Here is a 16,662-nt window from a genome sequence, read left to right on the forward strand (position 1 = left end):
AACTCAGTCCGCTTGAACCGCAACTTCTCAAATGCGAGAAACGTTAACTGCAATTTTACCGAACCAAAATCGTTCATAACAAAAATAGAAAACCCAGGCATGAAAAAAATTCATTTATTATTTGCGCTATTTCTTCTCTGCTCAAATACGTATTCGCAAACAGATTTAAATATTCCTAGAAAATTTCCAACCGAAAATGGAACGTTTACTTTTCCGCTTGGCTCAAAGATCTTAATTGAAATCAAAGAAACAAGCAAAGGGAAATATGACTATCGAGTTTTAAGTGTTGAACCTATAAAAGAATATTATTCACTAGAGAAAGAGGAAAATTTATTTTCTGATGATCCCAAACAAAATACTATTGAATTGTTTATGGGAGCTTATTATAATGAAGGAAAAGATGATAAAGATTGGAAAACTGTTTTAGTTTTAAGAAATAATACCAAAGAGGCTTTAAATTACAAGGCGGATATTAAATATTACTATTCTGATAAGTTTGAAAATACGAGTATTGCTGGCACTTTCCCGAAAGTAAAATCGACTGAGATTTGGGCAAATAAAATTGATTATATCACACTTTACGGATTTGAAAATTTAAAAACAAATTAAAAAACTGCAGTTAACCGCCGCTAACCGCAATTGCTGATCTTAGGAAGCCAGAACTTTCATTTCCACGAAGAAACATTATCTTAGCAGAGAGAACTCGGTTCGCTTTCATCAGCAACTTCGGTTAGCGGCCAAGCGTTAGCTGAAAGCCATACGACGATGCGGAAAACCGATTAATACATATTTCAGCTAATCATACTTATTTTCAATACATTTGTAATACTATATTAATAATTAATAATTTCACTTATGAGTAATTTTAAAGTTGGCGACGTCGTACGTCTAAAATCTGGCGGTCCAAAAATGACAATCAGTAAAGTTTACAACGAAATGGTTGAAGCAACGTGGTTTTTAAATGATATTCCAAAAGTATACGACTTTTATGTTAACACGTTAGAAATTGACGATGAAGATGACGATGTAATTATCGATTAATTTCTATAATTTTTTAAAGTTGATTCCTGTGGCATAATTTCTTTAATAATTTGGCCATCAGCTAACAGCCGGTAAGCTAATTACGCTGGTTTTCGGTAAGTTGAATGTTTGTTTTTCACGAAGAATGTTTTATCTTGGCAGAGAAAACTCAGTCCGCTGGCATCGCGAATTCGCTTACCGGCGACACGTTGTGCGCAACTCTAAAAAACCGTAACTAAACATGATTTTATATAAGTATTATCCACCAACAATTAATTCATTCAAAAGTATTGTGAATGCAGGTTTGTGGTGTGATCAATATTTAAATATGAATGATCCTTTTGATTCTCTTGCAATAGCAAAAAGAAATTTCTCTGTAGAGGAGATTCAAGAATTTAGAACTCAGGCGAAAAAAAGCGATGACCCTGAATGGAACAAAATGGCAGAATTAAGCGATGAATTAATTTCAGAATATATAAATGGAACTAGAAGTGAAATTTTAAGTGAATCATATTTTTTTGCTTCGTTAAGCGAAAGAAAGGATAACATTTTACTTTGGTCACATTACGGACAATCTCATACAGGATTTGTTTTAGAAATTGAGTTAGATGAAAATGATCACCATCTTCAAAAAGTATCATACGAAAACTCACTTCCCTCTTTTGATACGAGTTGGTTTTTTAAATTCCTTGATGAGGAAAGTGACGATAAAAAAAATTCTCCAATGGTAGCTTATTTATTAAAAGATTTTGCAATTAAATCTAAACATTGGCAATATGAAGAGGAATGGCGTGTTTGCATAAAAAATAAAGGGTATTTTAGATACGATCCATCAAAAATTAAAGGTGTGTATTTTGGAATGAATAGCGATCCTGAGGTTGAGAAAATAGTAATTTTTCTAGGCTCAGTTCTCACTAAAGATGTTCCCGTCTATAAAATGCAATTAGATCCAGAACCGCTTGGATTAATTGCAGTTGATTATGTGGGTAATTGATCTAAGAGCTGCGCACAACACCGCATTTACTCACGCGCTGGTTTTCGGTAAGTTGAACGTTGCATTTTCACGAAGAAAGTTTATCTTCGGCAGAGAGAACTCAGTTCGCTTTTACGCGCATGCGCAAATGCAGGAAACGTTGGCAGCAATTTTATTATGAATCCGGTAAACTACAAAAATTTAGAAGAAACTGAACTTTCAATTAGCCGATTGAAGAAAGTCGTTTGGCCTGATATCAATAGTGCAATTGATCACAATAAATTCATTAAAGATGTAGAACAAATACTATTTAATGAATTTGATTATATTCCGCTATCAGTGAGGATAAATGACCGATTCGATCTTCCCCTATTTAGAGCGCGAGAGCTCAAAAGTTTTACCGACATTAATCTTTTTCACGAACATAGCTTGCCTCCAATACATTTGTCAGTCACTCAAAGATGCAATTTTGCTGGACATCCTGTCTTTTATTGTTCAATGAATCCATTGACTGCAGTTTTCGAAGTAGTACGGAATAACGATTATACTTCAAAGAAATATTGTATTTCAAAATGGGCAATTTCGGAAGGTTCTGAAATTGCAAACCAATCATTTTTGCAAGTTCCCTTACACAAAGAAAATTATCTTCAAAATCTGCGAAATGATGAGAAAGAAAAAGTTAGAAAAATATTTGGCCGCGAGCTGGAAGAATCTAAAGTGAATGGCATAATAAAATATTGGGAGTTTTTGCAGGAAATGTTTGTATCCGACAATTATACATTATCAGCAACGTTAGCTCACAAATCATTGTTCGGGAAAAACAATCCAATAAATCCTGATATAATAATCTATCCAAGTTTACAGAGTAATTCGGTCACAGCAAATTTTGCGATTCATCCGAATTTTGTTAATCAGCGACTAATCTTAAAAAGACTATACGTAGTTGAAATTGTTGGTTACAATAAAACTTCCATGCGTTGTGATGTAAATGTGACAAAATTTGGAAAAATAGAACGAAATAAAATTATTTGGGAAGATCCAATAACAGAAGGTTACTTAGAAGCATACGCACAGGACTTCAAACATATGGTTGAATAAATTAAAACTGCTGCCAACAGCGGCTAAGCGAGATTGCTGGTTTTCGGTAACCGGAAATTTTATTTTCACGAAGAATGTTTTATCTTGGCAGAGAAAACTCAGTCCGCTTGAATCGCAACCTCGCTTAAGCCGCGAAACGTTATGAGCTATAGCGTTGCACATTCAAATACAATTCATATCTTTGGTAGCATCAAATGATAGCATCATGAAACCGCCGTACGATATTACGCAAACGATCTTAAAGCTTATAACTTCTATTTCTGAGAAGATTGGAGAGGTTAATGCCAATTACTTAAATAAGCAATCTCCCACTCTACGCAAGCAAAACAAAATTAAGACAATTCATTCATCGCTTCAAATTGAGGGAAACACACTTTCGCAAGAACAAATTACTGCTTTAATTGAAAACAAAAGAGTTATTGGTCCAGAAAAAGATATTACAGAAGTTCTCAATGCAATTAAAGTATATGAAAACTTAGAAAGCTTTAAAGCGACTGATGAAAAATCATTTCTAACAGCGCATCAAATAATGATGAAAGGATTAATTGCTAAGCCAGGAAAATATCGAACTGAAAGTGTTGGAATTGTGAAAGGTTTGGAAGTTGCACATGTTGCGCCTCCTTTTGGTAATGTTCCCTTTTTGATGAAAGATCTATTTACATATCTTAAAAAATCTGACGAAATAGTTCTTATCAAAAGCTGCGTGTTTCATTACGAAACGGAATTTATACATCCATTTCTTGATGGGAATGGAAGGATTGGGCGATTATGGCAAACAATTATTCTAATGGAGAAATATCCGGTATTTGAATTCTTGCCTTTTGAAACTTTAATCAACAAAACACAGAATGAATATTATGAATCTTTATCATTAAGTGACAAATCTGGAAATTCAACAGTATTTATAGAATATATGTTGCAAGTAATTAATCAATCACTTGGGGAACTTTTAAATTTTAATAATCGTACACTTCGAGAAATCGACAGAATTGAATACTTTTTGAAAATTTCATCGAATCAATTTACTAGAAAAGATTATATGAATGTATTTAAAGATATATCAACGACAACGGCGTCTAGAGATTTGAAAAAAGCAACAGATTTGAAACTGATAACAATGCAAGGAAAAGATAATAGAACATTTTATACTATAAATAGCTACAGCTCATAACCGCCTGTAACCTCAATCGCGGAGTTTTTGGTAAAATGAAGTTTAGCTTTCACGAAGAAATTATATCTTAGCAGAGAAAACTCAGTTCGCTTGGATCCGCGACTGCGGTTACAGGCCAAACGTTAGTGGCAAGCTTTAAGCGACACGTGTAAAAAATAAAACACAAACACGTGCTGATTTAGAATTAATTCTTACCTTTGATAAAAAGAAATCATGAATACTAAATTGACATTAACAATAGAGCAAGATGTCATCCAAAAGGCAAAAGATTATGCGAGAAATAAAAATCGTAGCCTTTCTGACATCATTGAGAATTATTTAAAATCATTGACTAAAGAAGAAACAAAAGAAAAGAAGAAAAGTCTTTCGCCAATCGTAAAATCGTTAAAAGGATCATTTAAAATGCCTGCTAATTTCGATTATAAAGAAGAGCTTAGAAAAGGTCTAGAAGAAAAATATTTGTATGGAAAAAGTTCTCATTGACACAGACGTTATTCTTGATTTCTTTTTTGATCGTCAACCTTTTGCCGAGCACGCAACAGAAATATTTTTGATGTGTGAAAATCAGCAAATACAAGGCTTTACAACTCCAGTAATTATCAGTAATACTTATTATCTTTTAAGGAAAACTGCTAAACATGAAATTATAATCGAGAAGTTAAAACAACTTTTAAATATAATTGGGATTTTAGAGATGAATAATGAAGTAGTAATAGAAGCATTGAACTCAAAATTTAAGGATTTTGAAGATGCACTACAAAATTTCGCTGCTGTTAATCATGGAGAAATAAAAATTATTATTACTAGGAATGTAAGAGATTTTCAGAAAAGTGGATTAGCTGTTTCAACTCCGGAAATGTATCTAAGAAAATAAGCCAGCCACTAACAGCGGCTAAGCGAGATTGCTGGTTTTTGGTAACCGGAAATTTTATTTTCACGAAGAAAGTTTTATCTTGGCAGAGAAAACTCAGTCCGCTGGCATCGCAACCTCGCTTAAGCCGCGAAACGTTATGCGAATTAGAACTGCAGATTCAGAAAACTAACGCAACACAACTAACTGCGAACTATAAAAACCTCAAATGAATAGATTTCAAAACATCGGCTTTTTTATTTCCTTTATTTATATATGTTACGTTTATTGGTTTAATTACAAAGAAGAAAATTTCCATAATCGAAAGCGTTTAATAATAAATTTTGTAATATGTTTTTGTTGGGCATCGTTTGGAATGCTTATGGACAACACTCCGAAAAATAGTTCATTTTTAATGCCAATATTTCAAATTATACTTATACTTGTAATTGATTGGGTTTTTCGAAAAACTATAAAACGAAATTTCTATCCATGCAGCGGATACGGAATGTTACCTAAAAACTCAACAATATTTGATGCATTGATTACCTTGTTGATTTTATTAATAAATATATTTTTGCCAGTAATCTTATTAAATTTGATTGTTAATAGTAGAGCGTTTGATAATTAATTCGCATAACCGCCGCTTCAAGAACTTGCTGGTTTTTTGGTAATCGAATGCTTTGTTTTCACGAAGAATGTTTTATCTTGGCAGACAGAACTCAACTCGCTGGAATCGCAAATTCGTGAAGCGGCAAAACGTTAGGTGAAATTATTTGAAACTGCATAGAAATCTTGTCACAATGGAATTCATGACTGAAAATGGAGAAGAATATATTCTAATATCCGAACAAAGTCACTTGGACGAAATAATTAATCGAATTTATGAGCAAAAGCCATTTGCTAATCAATTCAAGTTTTCTAAAAGAGATTTTTTTATTGCCCTGCTTGAGTTATTAAAAGTCAATCATGCAGACTTCGAAAAAAAATATTTCTATTACGATTCATTAAGAAAAATCCATATTTCAGAAAGTGAATTTGGTTACGTTTGGATAAGTACTTATGGGTTAATTGCAAAAAATAAAGCGACTAAAAATCGTGCTGTCAATTCTTGTCTAAATCAGTATGAAGTAATATCACTACTTTTTAAACGAGCTATTGAAGTTATTGAAGATGAGCGAGTTTATAATATTGATTCCTATAGTTCAGGCCTTCTTAGCAAATTATCACCTGCAATATTTCATAACTTAACATTTTATATTGAAGTATTTTGCAAAGCTTACCTTTCATTAACTGGCACGCAAATTTCACACACGCACAGTCTATCTTTAATTTATCAGAAGACTGTTGAAACAATGGTCAGCAAGAAGCATAATGATTCGCTTTTCCAAATATTAGTATTAGATCCACTTTATAAATTTGTTGATCACCTGGGTAAAATTCCAGGAAACTTTAAAGAACAGTATATTAAATATGATGACAATCCATTGGATGATACAATCATTTTATTTGAACCAGAAGGTCTATCTGAAATGATAGTAATACTTGAACTATCTGTAGATTTTATAAATGATTATTTTTATATCGGTAACAAAACACATTACTTGAAAACAAATGTCTTTCAAAGAATGTTAGAAAAAGCAGATACAGAAGAAAAGAAGAAAAAAATCCGTGAAATGTATCCTCATTTAGACAATGGTGCGTAAATTATAACTTCACCTAACCGCCTGTAAGCTAATTGCACTTGTTTTGAGTTGCCGGAAAGTTGTTGTTTCACGAAGAATGTTTATATTTAGCAGAGAAAACTCAGCTCGCTTGCATCGCGAATTCGCTTACAAGCAAAACGTTGTGCGCTAGTTTTGGCCGAATCCATAAGACAACATAATGAAATTAATAAATCAGGTTTTAGAATTCTTAGGCTTAGCTACAATAGTTAGCTTCAGTACATTTGCGTTAATAAAATATTTTTCAAAACAAATTTTCGAAAACTATTTACAAAAAAGACTAGAATCACACAAGAGTGAATTAGAAAAACTAAATATATCACATCAAATTCAATTCTCTTCACTTCATGCGCAAAGAGCACAAATCATAAAAAATCTATATGACTATTTATATGATTATAAAACATCAGTTTTAAGTTTCTTTGATGAGGAATTAGATTCAAATAATCCAGAAGAAAATCTGAAATTTAAATTGCAACAATGGACAAATGCAGTATTAAACTTTAATAATGCTTACCATAAAAATAAAATTTTCTTTTCTTTTTCCGATTCAAATCTAATTAATGAAATACACAATGAAATGAGTAAGATTAACTATCACACGCAAAATTTTCTGATGTCTTACAAATACGTTCAAGAACAAATTAATGCAATTAATAATCAAACGCCAGAATACATAAAACTACAGGATGAAAGTGACGTTCTAATTGATAAGATTTTTGAACTAGAAGTGATATTAGAGAATCAATTTAGACTTTTGTTGGGTGTAGAATTAAAGAATTAAACCAGCGCACAACAGCCGGTAAGCTAATTACGCTGGTTTTCAGTAAAAATGAACATTGTTTTTCACGAAGAATGTTTTATCTTGGCAGAGAAAACTCAGTCCGCTGGCACCGCGAATTCGCTTACCGGCGACACGTTATAAGCAAGCACAAAACACGATATGAAAGCAGAAGCAATTAAGTTCATTTCAGAAATAGTTAAACCTTGGGAAACGCTAAATAGACAATTGTCAGCAGCATTTTCTATGAATCCAGCAATAAATGATTTTATAACTACTGCAAACTCGCTAACAGTTTCAATCAAACATTTACCGGAATCAATTTTAAAATTAAAACCAGAAGATTTATCGAAAGAATCTCGGCCATATGAAATTATTTCAGATTTAGCTGATTCACTAAAGCATGGTGAATTACGAAAACCAGAAAGGGAATGCAAACTTTCAGTAGCGTCAATGTTTGAACGAAATTCAGAAGCTGAAGTTCGTTTTTTGAGGAATCGCATTTCTATTGATCATAATAATTATGGTAAAATTGATTTTATGGAATGCGCTATGGAAAGTGCAGTATTTGTTGCTCAAAAACTAGATATTAGAACAAATTGGAATCCACAAATATTTAATAATACGGGAGAATTTTCAAATGAAATTAAAGTTCATGCTACACGACAACATCAAGTAGCTTGGACGGGAATGTCATTTGAGATTGTTCAACTAAATTCGGATGGAAAATATGAAAATGTCGATTTAAATGGAGAAGTGAAATTTACATTAACATCAGAATTCTAAGTGCCTGCTTATAACCGCCGCTAGCCTCCATTGCGGAGATTTTCGTCACCGGAAATCTCTATTTCACGAAGAAACATTATCTTCGGCAGAGAGAACTCAGTCCGCTTTGATCCGCAACGGCGGCTAGCGGCCAAACGTTAGGTGCAATATTATGACAACTCATGAGTAGAAAAGATACAGAATTCGACGAAAAGATTAAAATAATCATTGCCCAAAGATCTGGCTATAAATGTAACTTCCCTGGTTGTGGAAAAACCTTAATTGGACCTGGACAAACAAGTCTAGATTACATTAGCATCGGTGAAGTCGCTCACATTTATTCCGCAGCAAAAAATGGCCCTAGGTCAGATGGAGGATTGTCAATCGAAGATCTCAAACGGTCTGAAAATGGAATGCTTCTTTGTCGACCACACCATAAAATTGTTGATCGAAAATCAAAAAATTCGAAATATACTTCCGACATGCTTTCGAGGATGAAAAGCAAACATGAATTCTCAATTTCAGCGGAATTGGGCGAATATAACTATCCAATTAATTGGGTGAGTAGTATTAAAGTGATACAATCGTCAATATTTAAAAATACGTTGACGTTGGACCTTGGGAAAGTCACATTTGTTTATGGTGAAAACGGTGTTGGAAAAACTGTATTAGTGAATCTATTAAAATCTATATTCAGTCAAAAAATCATATCTTCTTGGAAACAAAATAGCATAAAATTTAACGTTGAATCTACCCTTGACAATCCAGTTCTATCGAAAATTGATGTCGAAATTGAGCACGGAAAAATGACATATCAAATTGGAAAATCCAAATTTCCATTTGTACCGTACGATTTTAATGTAATATATTTATATGGTAAACTTAAGCCTTTAAGAGACGATATTGAAACCATTGCACACTGTTTAGATATTTCTCGAGACTATTTAATCCAAATAATTTCGACAATCGGATTAAATTTTGCATTGCGAACGAAACACATTGAAATACGTCATGTTCGAAAAAAACCATATGTCGTTGATCGAATATATGTTGATATTGGAAATGGTTGGGTACAATCCTTTGGAAGTTGCTCATCAACCGAGCAGGCATCTGTTGTGCTGGATATTGTTTTTAGTCTCGCATCTGAAATGTCAAAATTTAAATCGGTATTAATGTTAATCGATTGGTTGCCTCTGCTTTGGTTCGATGATTCAAACATTCAAAAATATATTGACTTTCTACAAAGTCCAGAATGTCATTTTCAAACTGTTTTCGTTGCTCCCAATGCAAAACCGAAAGTAAAATGGACTGGTTGGACTCATGCTCATTTACTAAGAACGGAAAGTGGAGTGACAATTAAACAAACAAAAGAATAAATACTGCACCTAACCGCCGCTTCAAGAACTTGCTGGTTTTTTGGTAATCGAATGTTTTGTTTTCACGAAGAATGTTTATATTCGGCAGACGGAACTCAGCTCGCTTGAATCGCAAATTCGTGAAGCGGCAAAACGTTAGGCGAAACCGTCCGTAAGAACCTATAACAACAAATGAAACAAATAAATTTTAATAGATATCAATTCTTTGGAAAACTAATTATACAAATTGTTTTAGTTTGTCTTTTAATTTTATGCTTATATTGTTTCGTATTTCCAAGAACAAAAGACAACTTTTTTGCTTTATTATGTTTTGCCATTTTTATTGTACTGATGAATTTTTTTATTTTTGTTCAATTATATTACTTACCAATTGGTGTGATAATTGACCAGGAAACAAGTTCATTAGAAGTAAAATACTTATTTAGAAAGTCTTTTATAAAAAATTCAGATATTGACTCTTTTGCGCAAACTTCGATTTACACAAAATCAAGTCAATATGATGGAATATTAATAACTTTAAAGAGCAAAATGAAAGTGCTTTTTAGTGATTTTAATTTGAATGATTATAAAGCGATCGCTGATTATCTCAAAATGAATGAAATAAAAAATTCTGGAGAAGAAAAATTTAGATTTGTTTCATATTACCGGCAAAAAATATTGAATGGCATCGCCTAACCACCGGTAACCGCAATTGCTGATTTTAAGGTTACAGAACATTTTTCTTCACGAAGAAACATTATCTTGGCGGAGAAATCTCGGTCCGCTTTCATCAGCAACTGTCGGTTACCGGCCAAACGTTAGGTGCAATTTTTCACGAAACGAACAAATCATAATAAGTAATGGAACAAAATAAGGCTAAATTAGAAATTGATCTCAATAAATCAACTCGTGCATTTATAAATTTCACTGTAGAAATTGATCAATTTGAAATGTTACTTTCTTATATGCGCATTGGAAATAGTTTTATATCTGAAAATATCTCTGAAGCAAAAGAAAGATTGATTAAGCTATATGATAATTCCAGTGAGGAAACAGATTTTTTAAAAATTGATCCAGAGCGTTTTTTGACAATGAATTATTATGAAAGTCACTTAAGTCGAATGATGTATATTCGAGCAATCGATAATTTTATAACTTATTTTAAAGATGTTCTTGCAGAAATTGTTATCAAAAAGCCTCAAATACTAAAGTCAAAAGATCAAGAACGACTTGATTTTATATTAGAACATGATACAATGGAAAATTTATTAAAATCCATATCCGAGAAAAAAATTACAGAGCTTTTCTATAGTGGATTTACTGATATACAAAAATATTTCTATGACCGCCTTGGAATCAAAATGTTTGAAGATGAAATAAGGACAGCCGAAATAAATTTGCTAATTAAACAACGAAATTTGGCAGTTCATAATCGTGGCAAAATATCCAAAGAGTTTATTACTGAATTTCCAAATGAAGATTTTATTGAAGGATTGTTCTTATCTTTTAAATTTGATTACGTTTCAAAAATTAATGATGTTCTGTATAATATTATTAATAATTTGGATGCAAAACTCTCTATAAAATTCAATCTAGATCAAGTGAGTTATCAATAAAACTGCACCTAACCGCCGTTTCAAGAATTTGCTGGTTTTTGGTAAGTTGAAAGTTCAGTTTTCACGAAGAAAATCTTATCTTGGCAGAGAGAACTCTGTCCGCTTGAATCGCAAATTCGTGAAGCGGCAGAACGTTGGCTGCAATTTCAGAAAACCTCAAACATGAAACAACACTTTCTTCTTTTGTTAGTATTAGCTTTCCTTTCTTGTGAGAAGAAAAGGTCAATCAATATATCATCTGAAAATCTCAAAAAAGAGTTCCATGTTAAAATAGATACATTCAAGATTTCTCCAAAAGGAGATTTACGAGAAGTAGCGTTATTTAGAAATAATTTCTATACAATATTTGAATCTCAAAGGAAAAATACTTCTCAGTCATTTATAAAAATGATGGCCTTTAATCAGAAAGGGAAATTTATTGAAGATGTTTTTGTTCCAAGCGAGATTCAAGATATGCCACATTATCAAATTAATATTGAAAACGATAGCTTATACGTTAAGGAATCACAATTTGAAGAAAATAATTTTGTGCTTGGTGAATATGTTGCTGACTTATTGAAAGTTAAGAAGAAGAATTTTAGAATTTACCAAGATTCGATATATAATATTTACAAGGATTGCAACGGCGAATTTGGTGGCACAATCTATTTCGAAACCAGAAAATCAAGTAAAGTTTATGAAACTTATTCAAGTTGTCCAACTGTTGTCAATAAAATTGGAGAAACATACTTTATAACTAATGCTGAGGATTTTGGCAATATTTTAGAAATATCAAATCCATCAGAATTAGATCCTTCAAAATTAGATTTCGAGAGACGACAAGGAAGTAAATTCTCAAATGGATATAAAATATTATTGGAAACCAATTATGAAACCCGCATTTTTACATCGTTCGTTTCAAATAACAAACTATTAACTATTTATTGCGATAAAAAATCTACTTACATTGGCGAAATTGTAAATGGAAAACTGAAACCCTTGTATGATTTTGGATTTAGATTTTACGCGAATTTTCAACAACAGATTCAAAACAAACAAATTTTGAGTTGCTATTTAATTAAAAGTAAAAGCTATGCAATAATGATTATAAAAGAAAACGAAATTAAATTCCATGTAATCAAATGAAACTGCAGCCAACAGCCGCTTCAAGAACTTGCTGGTTTTTTGGTAATTGAATGTTCATCTTCACGAAGAAAGTTTTATCTTGGCAGACAGAACTCAGCTCGCTGGAATCGCAAATTCGTGAAGCGGCAAAACGTTAGGCGAAAATTTATGAAAACGATCGCAATTACGACATTATTCTTCCTTTTATTCACCTTTGGAAACGAGGACGATACACTTTGCGATATAATCGAAAAACTGAAACTTACTGAAAAACTAACTTACCATGTTGATATAAAAGATGGGTTTGACTCTTCTGGGATTATCAAAATGAACGAAAAACTCAATCTGGAACTTTTTGGGGAATCAGAAGAAAATAATCTAGGATTTGTAGTCAGCAAAATTAAGATTTCGAAAAAACGATGTGGCGTTATAACTTATATCGAAACTAAGGAAGGAGAATATCTTGTTAGATCGTATTATTTGCACATCCTTGAGAAATGTAAATCCATACAAAGATATAAAATTATGACTTCAGATAGCGACGTTATAATTTATGAAATTTCCAGTAATTTTAGTCCTGACTTTAAAAATATCACAATAAAAACAGAAAAGTCGAACGAAATAAATACCAATCCTAAATTAAGAGATACAATTTTTATTAATGAAGTCAAGATTGATTTGGAATCAAACAATTTAGATACAATTTCGAAAAAAAGTTCTTTCGTATTTTTAAATCCACCGCCAAAATAAAATCTTCGCCTAACAGCGGCTAAGCGAGATTGCTGGTTTTCGGTAACCGGAAATTTTGTTTTCACGAAGAAAGTTTTATCTTGGCAGAGAAAACTCTGTCCGCTTGATCGCAACCTCGCTTAAGCCGCGAAACGTTAGGCAACATATCTGAAAAAATCGTCATAAAATGAAAACCTTAAGTTTGTATTTTTTATTCTTTTCATTAACTGCAATTTGCCAAACCGTCGAAATGCAGCGGAATGAGAATATAATCGATGAAAAATATGTATCGGATTCAAAAATTCAAACTCAATTCATAATTCTCAATTTAAATACTCAAAAAGATTTCAGTGTTTTTGCAGAGAGTACAAGCGATTCGATTTTCTCAATATTTGTATCAAATAATTTAAAGGATTCGATTTCACTTTCAAAACAGGATTGGCATTTATATATAATTCAAGAAGCAAAAAATAAGGAAGGCGATTGGAAACCAATTGAGTATTGGAAAAATTCGTGGTGTGGTAACAGTTATTTGTCACAGACGCTAAAATCGAATGAAATAATAAAGACTGAGTCGAAAGCGTATAAGGGAATTTTCAAAACCGAAATTCGCTTTAAACTTTTACTAAATTCAAAAAATTATTATTCAAATGCAATTAAAGGCGAAATTGATCCAAATCAATTTGATTTTAATGATTCCATTAAAGATAAATCTGGATATGATAATTATTCGAAAAGAGCTGGAAACAAAACAGCCGAAAAAATGATTTTTTTGGAATCATCTGGAATGAGGGAATATACAGAAAAAAATAAAAAATATGTAGCGTGGCTTACTAAAAAGGCCAAAAAGAGAAATAAAGCCAAATGATACGTTGCCTAACAGCGGCTAAGTGAGATTGCTGGTTTTCGGTAACCGGAAATTTTGTTTTCACGGAGAAAGTTTTATCTTGGCAGAGAAAACTCAGTCCGCTTGAATCGCAACCTCGCTTAAGCCGCGAAACGTTATAACGCATTCAGAAACAAACCTCAAATGACCGACAACGATTGGAATGATTTTATAAATTCTGTTTTATTAGAAAGTAAACAGTTCGAGAAAATTTCATCTGAAATTCTTGGAAAAACATACGTTGAAAAGTTCAGTTTAAATAAAAATCCGCAAACAGAAATTGAAGTTGGTTATTACATCGCAGAAAACCTATTAATTTACTTTAATATCTTTAATCCAAACGTTCCAGGATACAATAAATATTGTGAATTTTATAAATATGATTTTGACGAAAAGGAAAGTTATGGAAATCCGGGATTGGAATTTACTGAAATTAATAGAACTGGAATTTTATCAATGCTTAAAATGGTTTGAAAGGTAGAGAAATTCAATTCCTTAAACATAACAAGATTGTAAAATCAGAAGTTTATTTATCAGAAAGTCAGCCTAATTTTCACTATTCATATTATTTTACAAAAAGAAGTTTGATTGAAAGGTTATTTGGAAAAAGTATTGACAAACAAAAAGGAATAGAAAAAGTTGAAATTAGTTTGAGTGAAACTTTTGGCGGAACATAAGAACGTGTTATAACAGCGGCTAAGCGAGATTGCTGGTTTTCGGTAACCGGAAATTTTGTTTTCACGATGAAAGTTTTATCTTGGCAGAGAAAACTCAGTTCGCTTGAATCGCGACCTCGCTTAAGCCGCGAAACGTTAGTGGCCATTTGTAACCGCCGTAGAAACAACATCATAAAAAACACTATGCCTTTTAAAATTATAACATTATTCATTTTCATATCCATTTCAGCTTTCTCACAAAAACTTCCTGAAAATCTTAGTCTACGAGACGATGCAATAACTATTAGCTATTTCAATTATTTAGATCAAAATAACTTGATTGCGAAAGAAGTATTTGTTGGCAAGAAGACGAAATTCAAATTACCGTTACATAACAATTTTGAAAGAGTGGACATTTCTAAGAATAAAGATGAGATAAAAGCTATTCAAGACTATCTTACCACAACTTTAATAGACGATATTTTAAAATGTTGTTACAAGAAAAAATGTCCAGACGTAATACATGGATATTTCATAATGGTAAAAAAAGGACGAGAATTTAAATATGCAACTATCGACTATGATTTTATTTCGTTAGATCTTTGCGGCAGTGAAAAACTCAACAAAATAATTGAAAATTTTAACCATCTCTGAAATCAAACGGCCACTAACCGCCTTTAACCGCAATTGCTGATTTTCGGTTTACAGAACGTTCAATTTCACGAAGAAAGTTTTATCTTGGCGGAGAAATCTCATCCCACTTACATCAGCAACTGCGGTTACAGGCCTAACGTTGTGCGAAAGTTTAATGAATCGCATAAAACGACATATCGAATATATTTGTACTTTTGAATTATAAATCTTTGTGTTATGAATATTGAATTGAACATACAAAATAAAAAGTTGGAATTAATCCAATGGCTTTCGACAATCGAAGATTCAACGATTATCGAAAAGATTATGGATTTAAGAAGACGTGAAAATAAAGATTGGTGGAATTCTATTTCTGAAAATGAAAAAAATTCTGTTGAGCAAGGTTTGAAAGACGCAGAATCTGGAAAGCTAAATTCATATTCAAACGCAAAAAAGCTATATGAAAAATGGCTATAAAATTCTTTGGACAGACAATGCGCTAAAAGAATTAGAAAATACAATTGAATATCTTGAAGAAAATTGGACCGACAGAGAATTACGAAATCTAGCTTTAAAGCTGGAAGAAACTTTAGCATATATTTCTCAAAATCCAAACCTTTTTCAGCCTTCTGATGTTAAGAAAGAAATACGTAGAGTTGTGATTTTGACTCACAATACTCTTTATTACAGAATTAATAATGATCAAATTGAAATTCTTTCTTTTTTCTCAAATCGCCAAAGTCCAAAGAAAAGAAAATTAAAGTAAAAAACCTTCGCACAACCGCCGTTTCAAGAATTTGCTGGTTTTCGGTAGGTTGAACTTCTATTTTCACGAAGAAAGTTTTATCTTGGCAGAGAAAACTCAGCCCGCTGGCATCGCAAACTCGTGAAGCGGCCTAACGTTATGAGCCATTTCTGTTAAAATCCGCATAAATTGACAAACATATACCAGAGTTTGGTATATTTGAAAAAATTATTTTACCATGTCAAAAAACACATCAATTTTACTTGGAGATCATTTTAATAAATTCATTAGCCATGAAGTTGAATCTGGTCGTTACAGTTCGGCAAGTGATGTTGTCAGGTCTGCCTTGAGATTATTAGAGATTGAAGAAAACAAAATAAAATGGCTCAGAAATGAACTTGAAATCGGAGAGAAAAGTGGATTTGTAGAAAACTACGATCCAAAAAAACATCTTCAAGAAATCAGGAAAAAATATTTATGAAATATAAAATAACGGAATCCGCTTATAGTGACTTGGATGATATTTGGCTTTATACTTTTGAGAAATGGTCTGAAA

Annotated in this window: 22 protein-coding genes; all 22 read left to right on the top strand. The window is 32.1% G+C overall.

The genetic code is table 11. The features are described from left to right. A partial coding sequence (locus BLS32_RS09555; RefSeq protein ID WP_217639561.1) for a hypothetical protein occupies window positions 1-609 on the top strand: 609 nt, incomplete at its 5' end. Window positions 610-855: 246 nt separating this feature from the next. Then, window positions 856-1,041 carry a YodC family protein gene (locus BLS32_RS09560; RefSeq protein WP_091394777.1) on the top strand — a complete coding sequence of 62 codons (186 nt, stop codon included), beginning with the start codon at window positions 856-858 and terminating at the stop codon, window positions 1,039-1,041. A 220-nt stretch (window positions 1,042-1,261) separates the two neighbouring features. After that, the gene (locus tag BLS32_RS09565; RefSeq protein ID WP_091394780.1) at window positions 1,262-2,014 is read left to right on the top strand and encodes a DUF2971 domain-containing protein; all 753 of its coding nucleotides are present in this window, start codon (window positions 1,262-1,264) and stop codon (window positions 2,012-2,014) included. A gap of 156 nt (window positions 2,015-2,170) precedes the next feature. Beyond that, window positions 2,171-3,091, top strand: a complete 921-nt coding sequence (locus BLS32_RS09570; protein ID WP_091394783.1) for a hypothetical protein — start codon at window positions 2,171-2,173, stop codon at window positions 3,089-3,091. A gap of 205 nt (window positions 3,092-3,296) precedes the next feature. Continuing rightward, window positions 3,297-4,262, top strand: a complete 966-nt coding sequence (locus BLS32_RS09575) for a Fic family protein (RefSeq protein WP_091394786.1) — start codon at window positions 3,297-3,299, stop codon at window positions 4,260-4,262. Window positions 4,263-4,475: 213 nt separating this feature from the next. Beyond that, window positions 4,476-4,745 (top strand): DUF6364 family protein, encoded by a 270-nt coding sequence (locus BLS32_RS09580; protein WP_091394789.1) that lies wholly within the window; start codon window positions 4,476-4,478, stop codon window positions 4,743-4,745. Beyond that, window positions 4,726-5,136 (top strand): type II toxin-antitoxin system VapC family toxin, encoded by a 411-nt coding sequence (locus BLS32_RS09585; protein WP_091394792.1) that lies wholly within the window; start codon window positions 4,726-4,728, stop codon window positions 5,134-5,136. The genes BLS32_RS09580 and BLS32_RS09585 overlap by 20 nt, the downstream gene beginning before the upstream one ends. A 779-nt stretch (window positions 5,137-5,915) precedes the next feature. Next, complete coding sequence (locus BLS32_RS09595) at window positions 5,916-6,818, top strand: RasGAP domain-containing protein (RefSeq protein WP_091394798.1); 903 nt, start codon at window positions 5,916-5,918, stop codon at window positions 6,816-6,818. Between the two features lie 178 nt (window positions 6,819-6,996). Further along, window positions 6,997-7,620, top strand: coding sequence for a hypothetical protein (locus tag BLS32_RS09600; RefSeq protein WP_091394801.1), 624 nt, complete (start codon window positions 6,997-6,999; stop codon window positions 7,618-7,620). Between the two features lie 159 nt (window positions 7,621-7,779). Then, window positions 7,780-8,403 (top strand): hypothetical protein, encoded by a 624-nt coding sequence (locus BLS32_RS09605; RefSeq protein WP_091394803.1) that lies wholly within the window; start codon window positions 7,780-7,782, stop codon window positions 8,401-8,403. A 161-nt stretch (window positions 8,404-8,564) separates the two neighbouring features. Beyond that, window positions 8,565-9,758, top strand: coding sequence for an HNH endonuclease (locus tag BLS32_RS09610; RefSeq protein ID WP_091394806.1), 1,194 nt, complete (start codon window positions 8,565-8,567; stop codon window positions 9,756-9,758). A gap of 171 nt (window positions 9,759-9,929) precedes the next feature. Beyond that, window positions 9,930-10,433 (top strand): hypothetical protein, encoded by a 504-nt coding sequence (locus BLS32_RS09615; RefSeq protein WP_139171729.1) that lies wholly within the window; start codon window positions 9,930-9,932, stop codon window positions 10,431-10,433. Between the two features lie 164 nt (window positions 10,434-10,597). Continuing rightward, a complete protein-coding gene (locus BLS32_RS09620) occupies window positions 10,598-11,353 on the top strand; it encodes a hypothetical protein (RefSeq protein WP_091394813.1) in 756 nt (251 codons plus the stop codon). Window positions 11,354-11,515: 162 nt separating this feature from the next. After that, entirely contained in the window at window positions 11,516-12,478 is a 963-nt protein-coding gene (locus BLS32_RS09625) for a hypothetical protein (protein ID WP_139171730.1), read from the top strand. 147 nt (window positions 12,479-12,625) lie between these two features. Further along, window positions 12,626-13,207 carry a hypothetical protein gene (locus BLS32_RS09630; RefSeq protein ID WP_091394819.1) on the top strand — a complete coding sequence of 194 codons (582 nt, stop codon included), beginning with the start codon at window positions 12,626-12,628 and terminating at the stop codon, window positions 13,205-13,207. Between the two features lie 166 nt (window positions 13,208-13,373). After that, on the top strand, window positions 13,374-14,054 hold the full coding sequence (locus BLS32_RS09635; protein WP_091394824.1) for a hypothetical protein: 681 nt from the start codon (window positions 13,374-13,376) through the stop codon (window positions 14,052-14,054). A gap of 162 nt (window positions 14,055-14,216) precedes the next feature. After that, on the top strand, window positions 14,217-14,546 hold the full coding sequence (locus tag BLS32_RS09640; RefSeq protein ID WP_091394826.1) for a hypothetical protein: 330 nt from the start codon (window positions 14,217-14,219) through the stop codon (window positions 14,544-14,546). After that, window positions 14,543-14,749: a hypothetical protein gene (locus tag BLS32_RS18290; protein WP_139171731.1), complete on the top strand. Its 207-nt coding sequence runs from the start codon at window positions 14,543-14,545 to the stop codon at window positions 14,747-14,749. Before BLS32_RS09640 ends, BLS32_RS18290 begins: the two co-directional genes overlap by 4 nt. 66 nt (window positions 14,750-14,815) lie before the next feature. Next, window positions 14,816-15,382, top strand: coding sequence for a hypothetical protein (locus tag BLS32_RS09650; protein WP_139171732.1), 567 nt, complete (start codon window positions 14,816-14,818; stop codon window positions 15,380-15,382). Window positions 15,383-15,598: 216 nt separating this feature from the next. Then, entirely contained in the window at window positions 15,599-15,838 is a 240-nt protein-coding gene (locus BLS32_RS09655; RefSeq protein ID WP_245699390.1) for a hypothetical protein, read from the top strand. Beyond that, the gene (locus BLS32_RS09660) at window positions 15,822-16,127 is read left to right on the top strand and encodes a type II toxin-antitoxin system RelE/ParE family toxin (protein WP_091394833.1); all 306 of its coding nucleotides are present in this window, start codon (window positions 15,822-15,824) and stop codon (window positions 16,125-16,127) included. Before BLS32_RS09655 ends, BLS32_RS09660 begins: the two co-directional genes overlap by 17 nt. Window positions 16,128-16,344: 217 nt before the next feature. Continuing rightward, on the top strand, window positions 16,345-16,587 hold the full coding sequence (locus BLS32_RS09665; protein ID WP_091394836.1) for a type II toxin-antitoxin system ParD family antitoxin: 243 nt from the start codon (window positions 16,345-16,347) through the stop codon (window positions 16,585-16,587). Window positions 16,588-16,662: the final 75 nt, after the last annotated feature.

Source organism: Flavobacterium noncentrifugens (assembly GCF_900100375.1).
Classification (GTDB): domain Bacteria; phylum Bacteroidota; class Bacteroidia; order Flavobacteriales; family Flavobacteriaceae; genus Flavobacterium; species Flavobacterium noncentrifugens.

Bases quoted from the DNA above. Each gene is read 5' to 3' on its own strand.
- BLS32_RS09560 (WP_091394777.1), top strand. From the start codon at position 856: ATGAGTAATTTTAAAGTTGGCGACGTCGTACGTCTAAAATCTGGCGGT.
- BLS32_RS09565 (WP_091394780.1), top strand. From the start codon at position 1,262: ATGATTTTATATAAGTATTATCCACCAACAATTAATTCATTCAAAAGT.
- BLS32_RS09570 (WP_091394783.1), top strand. From the start codon at position 2,171: ATGAATCCGGTAAACTACAAAAATTTAGAAGAAACTGAACTTTCAATT.
- BLS32_RS09575 (WP_091394786.1), top strand. From the start codon at position 3,297: ATGAAACCGCCGTACGATATTACGCAAACGATCTTAAAGCTTATAACT.
- BLS32_RS09580 (WP_091394789.1), top strand. From the start codon at position 4,476: ATGAATACTAAATTGACATTAACAATAGAGCAAGATGTCATCCAAAAG.
- BLS32_RS09585 (WP_091394792.1), top strand. From the start codon at position 4,726: ATGGAAAAAGTTCTCATTGACACAGACGTTATTCTTGATTTCTTTTTT.
- BLS32_RS09595 (WP_091394798.1), top strand. From the start codon at position 5,916: ATGGAATTCATGACTGAAAATGGAGAAGAATATATTCTAATATCCGAA.
- BLS32_RS09600 (WP_091394801.1), top strand. From the start codon at position 6,997: ATGAAATTAATAAATCAGGTTTTAGAATTCTTAGGCTTAGCTACAATA.
- BLS32_RS09605 (WP_091394803.1), top strand. From the start codon at position 7,780: ATGAAAGCAGAAGCAATTAAGTTCATTTCAGAAATAGTTAAACCTTGG.
- BLS32_RS09610 (WP_091394806.1), top strand. From the start codon at position 8,565: ATGAGTAGAAAAGATACAGAATTCGACGAAAAGATTAAAATAATCATT.
- BLS32_RS09615 (WP_139171729.1), top strand. From the start codon at position 9,930: ATGAAACAAATAAATTTTAATAGATATCAATTCTTTGGAAAACTAATT.
- BLS32_RS09620 (WP_091394813.1), top strand. From the start codon at position 10,598: ATGGAACAAAATAAGGCTAAATTAGAAATTGATCTCAATAAATCAACT.
- BLS32_RS09625 (WP_139171730.1), top strand. From the start codon at position 11,516: ATGAAACAACACTTTCTTCTTTTGTTAGTATTAGCTTTCCTTTCTTGT.
- BLS32_RS09630 (WP_091394819.1), top strand. From the start codon at position 12,626: ATGAAAACGATCGCAATTACGACATTATTCTTCCTTTTATTCACCTTT.
- BLS32_RS09635 (WP_091394824.1), top strand. From the start codon at position 13,374: ATGAAAACCTTAAGTTTGTATTTTTTATTCTTTTCATTAACTGCAATT.
- BLS32_RS09640 (WP_091394826.1), top strand. From the start codon at position 14,217: ATGACCGACAACGATTGGAATGATTTTATAAATTCTGTTTTATTAGAA.
- BLS32_RS09650 (WP_139171732.1), top strand. From the start codon at position 14,816: ATGAAAGTTTTATCTTGGCAGAGAAAACTCAGTTCGCTTGAATCGCGA.
- BLS32_RS09655 (WP_245699390.1), top strand. From the start codon at position 15,599: ATGAATATTGAATTGAACATACAAAATAAAAAGTTGGAATTAATCCAA.
- BLS32_RS09660 (WP_091394833.1), top strand. From the start codon at position 15,822: ATGAAAAATGGCTATAAAATTCTTTGGACAGACAATGCGCTAAAAGAA.
- BLS32_RS09665 (WP_091394836.1), top strand. From the start codon at position 16,345: ATGTCAAAAAACACATCAATTTTACTTGGAGATCATTTTAATAAATTC.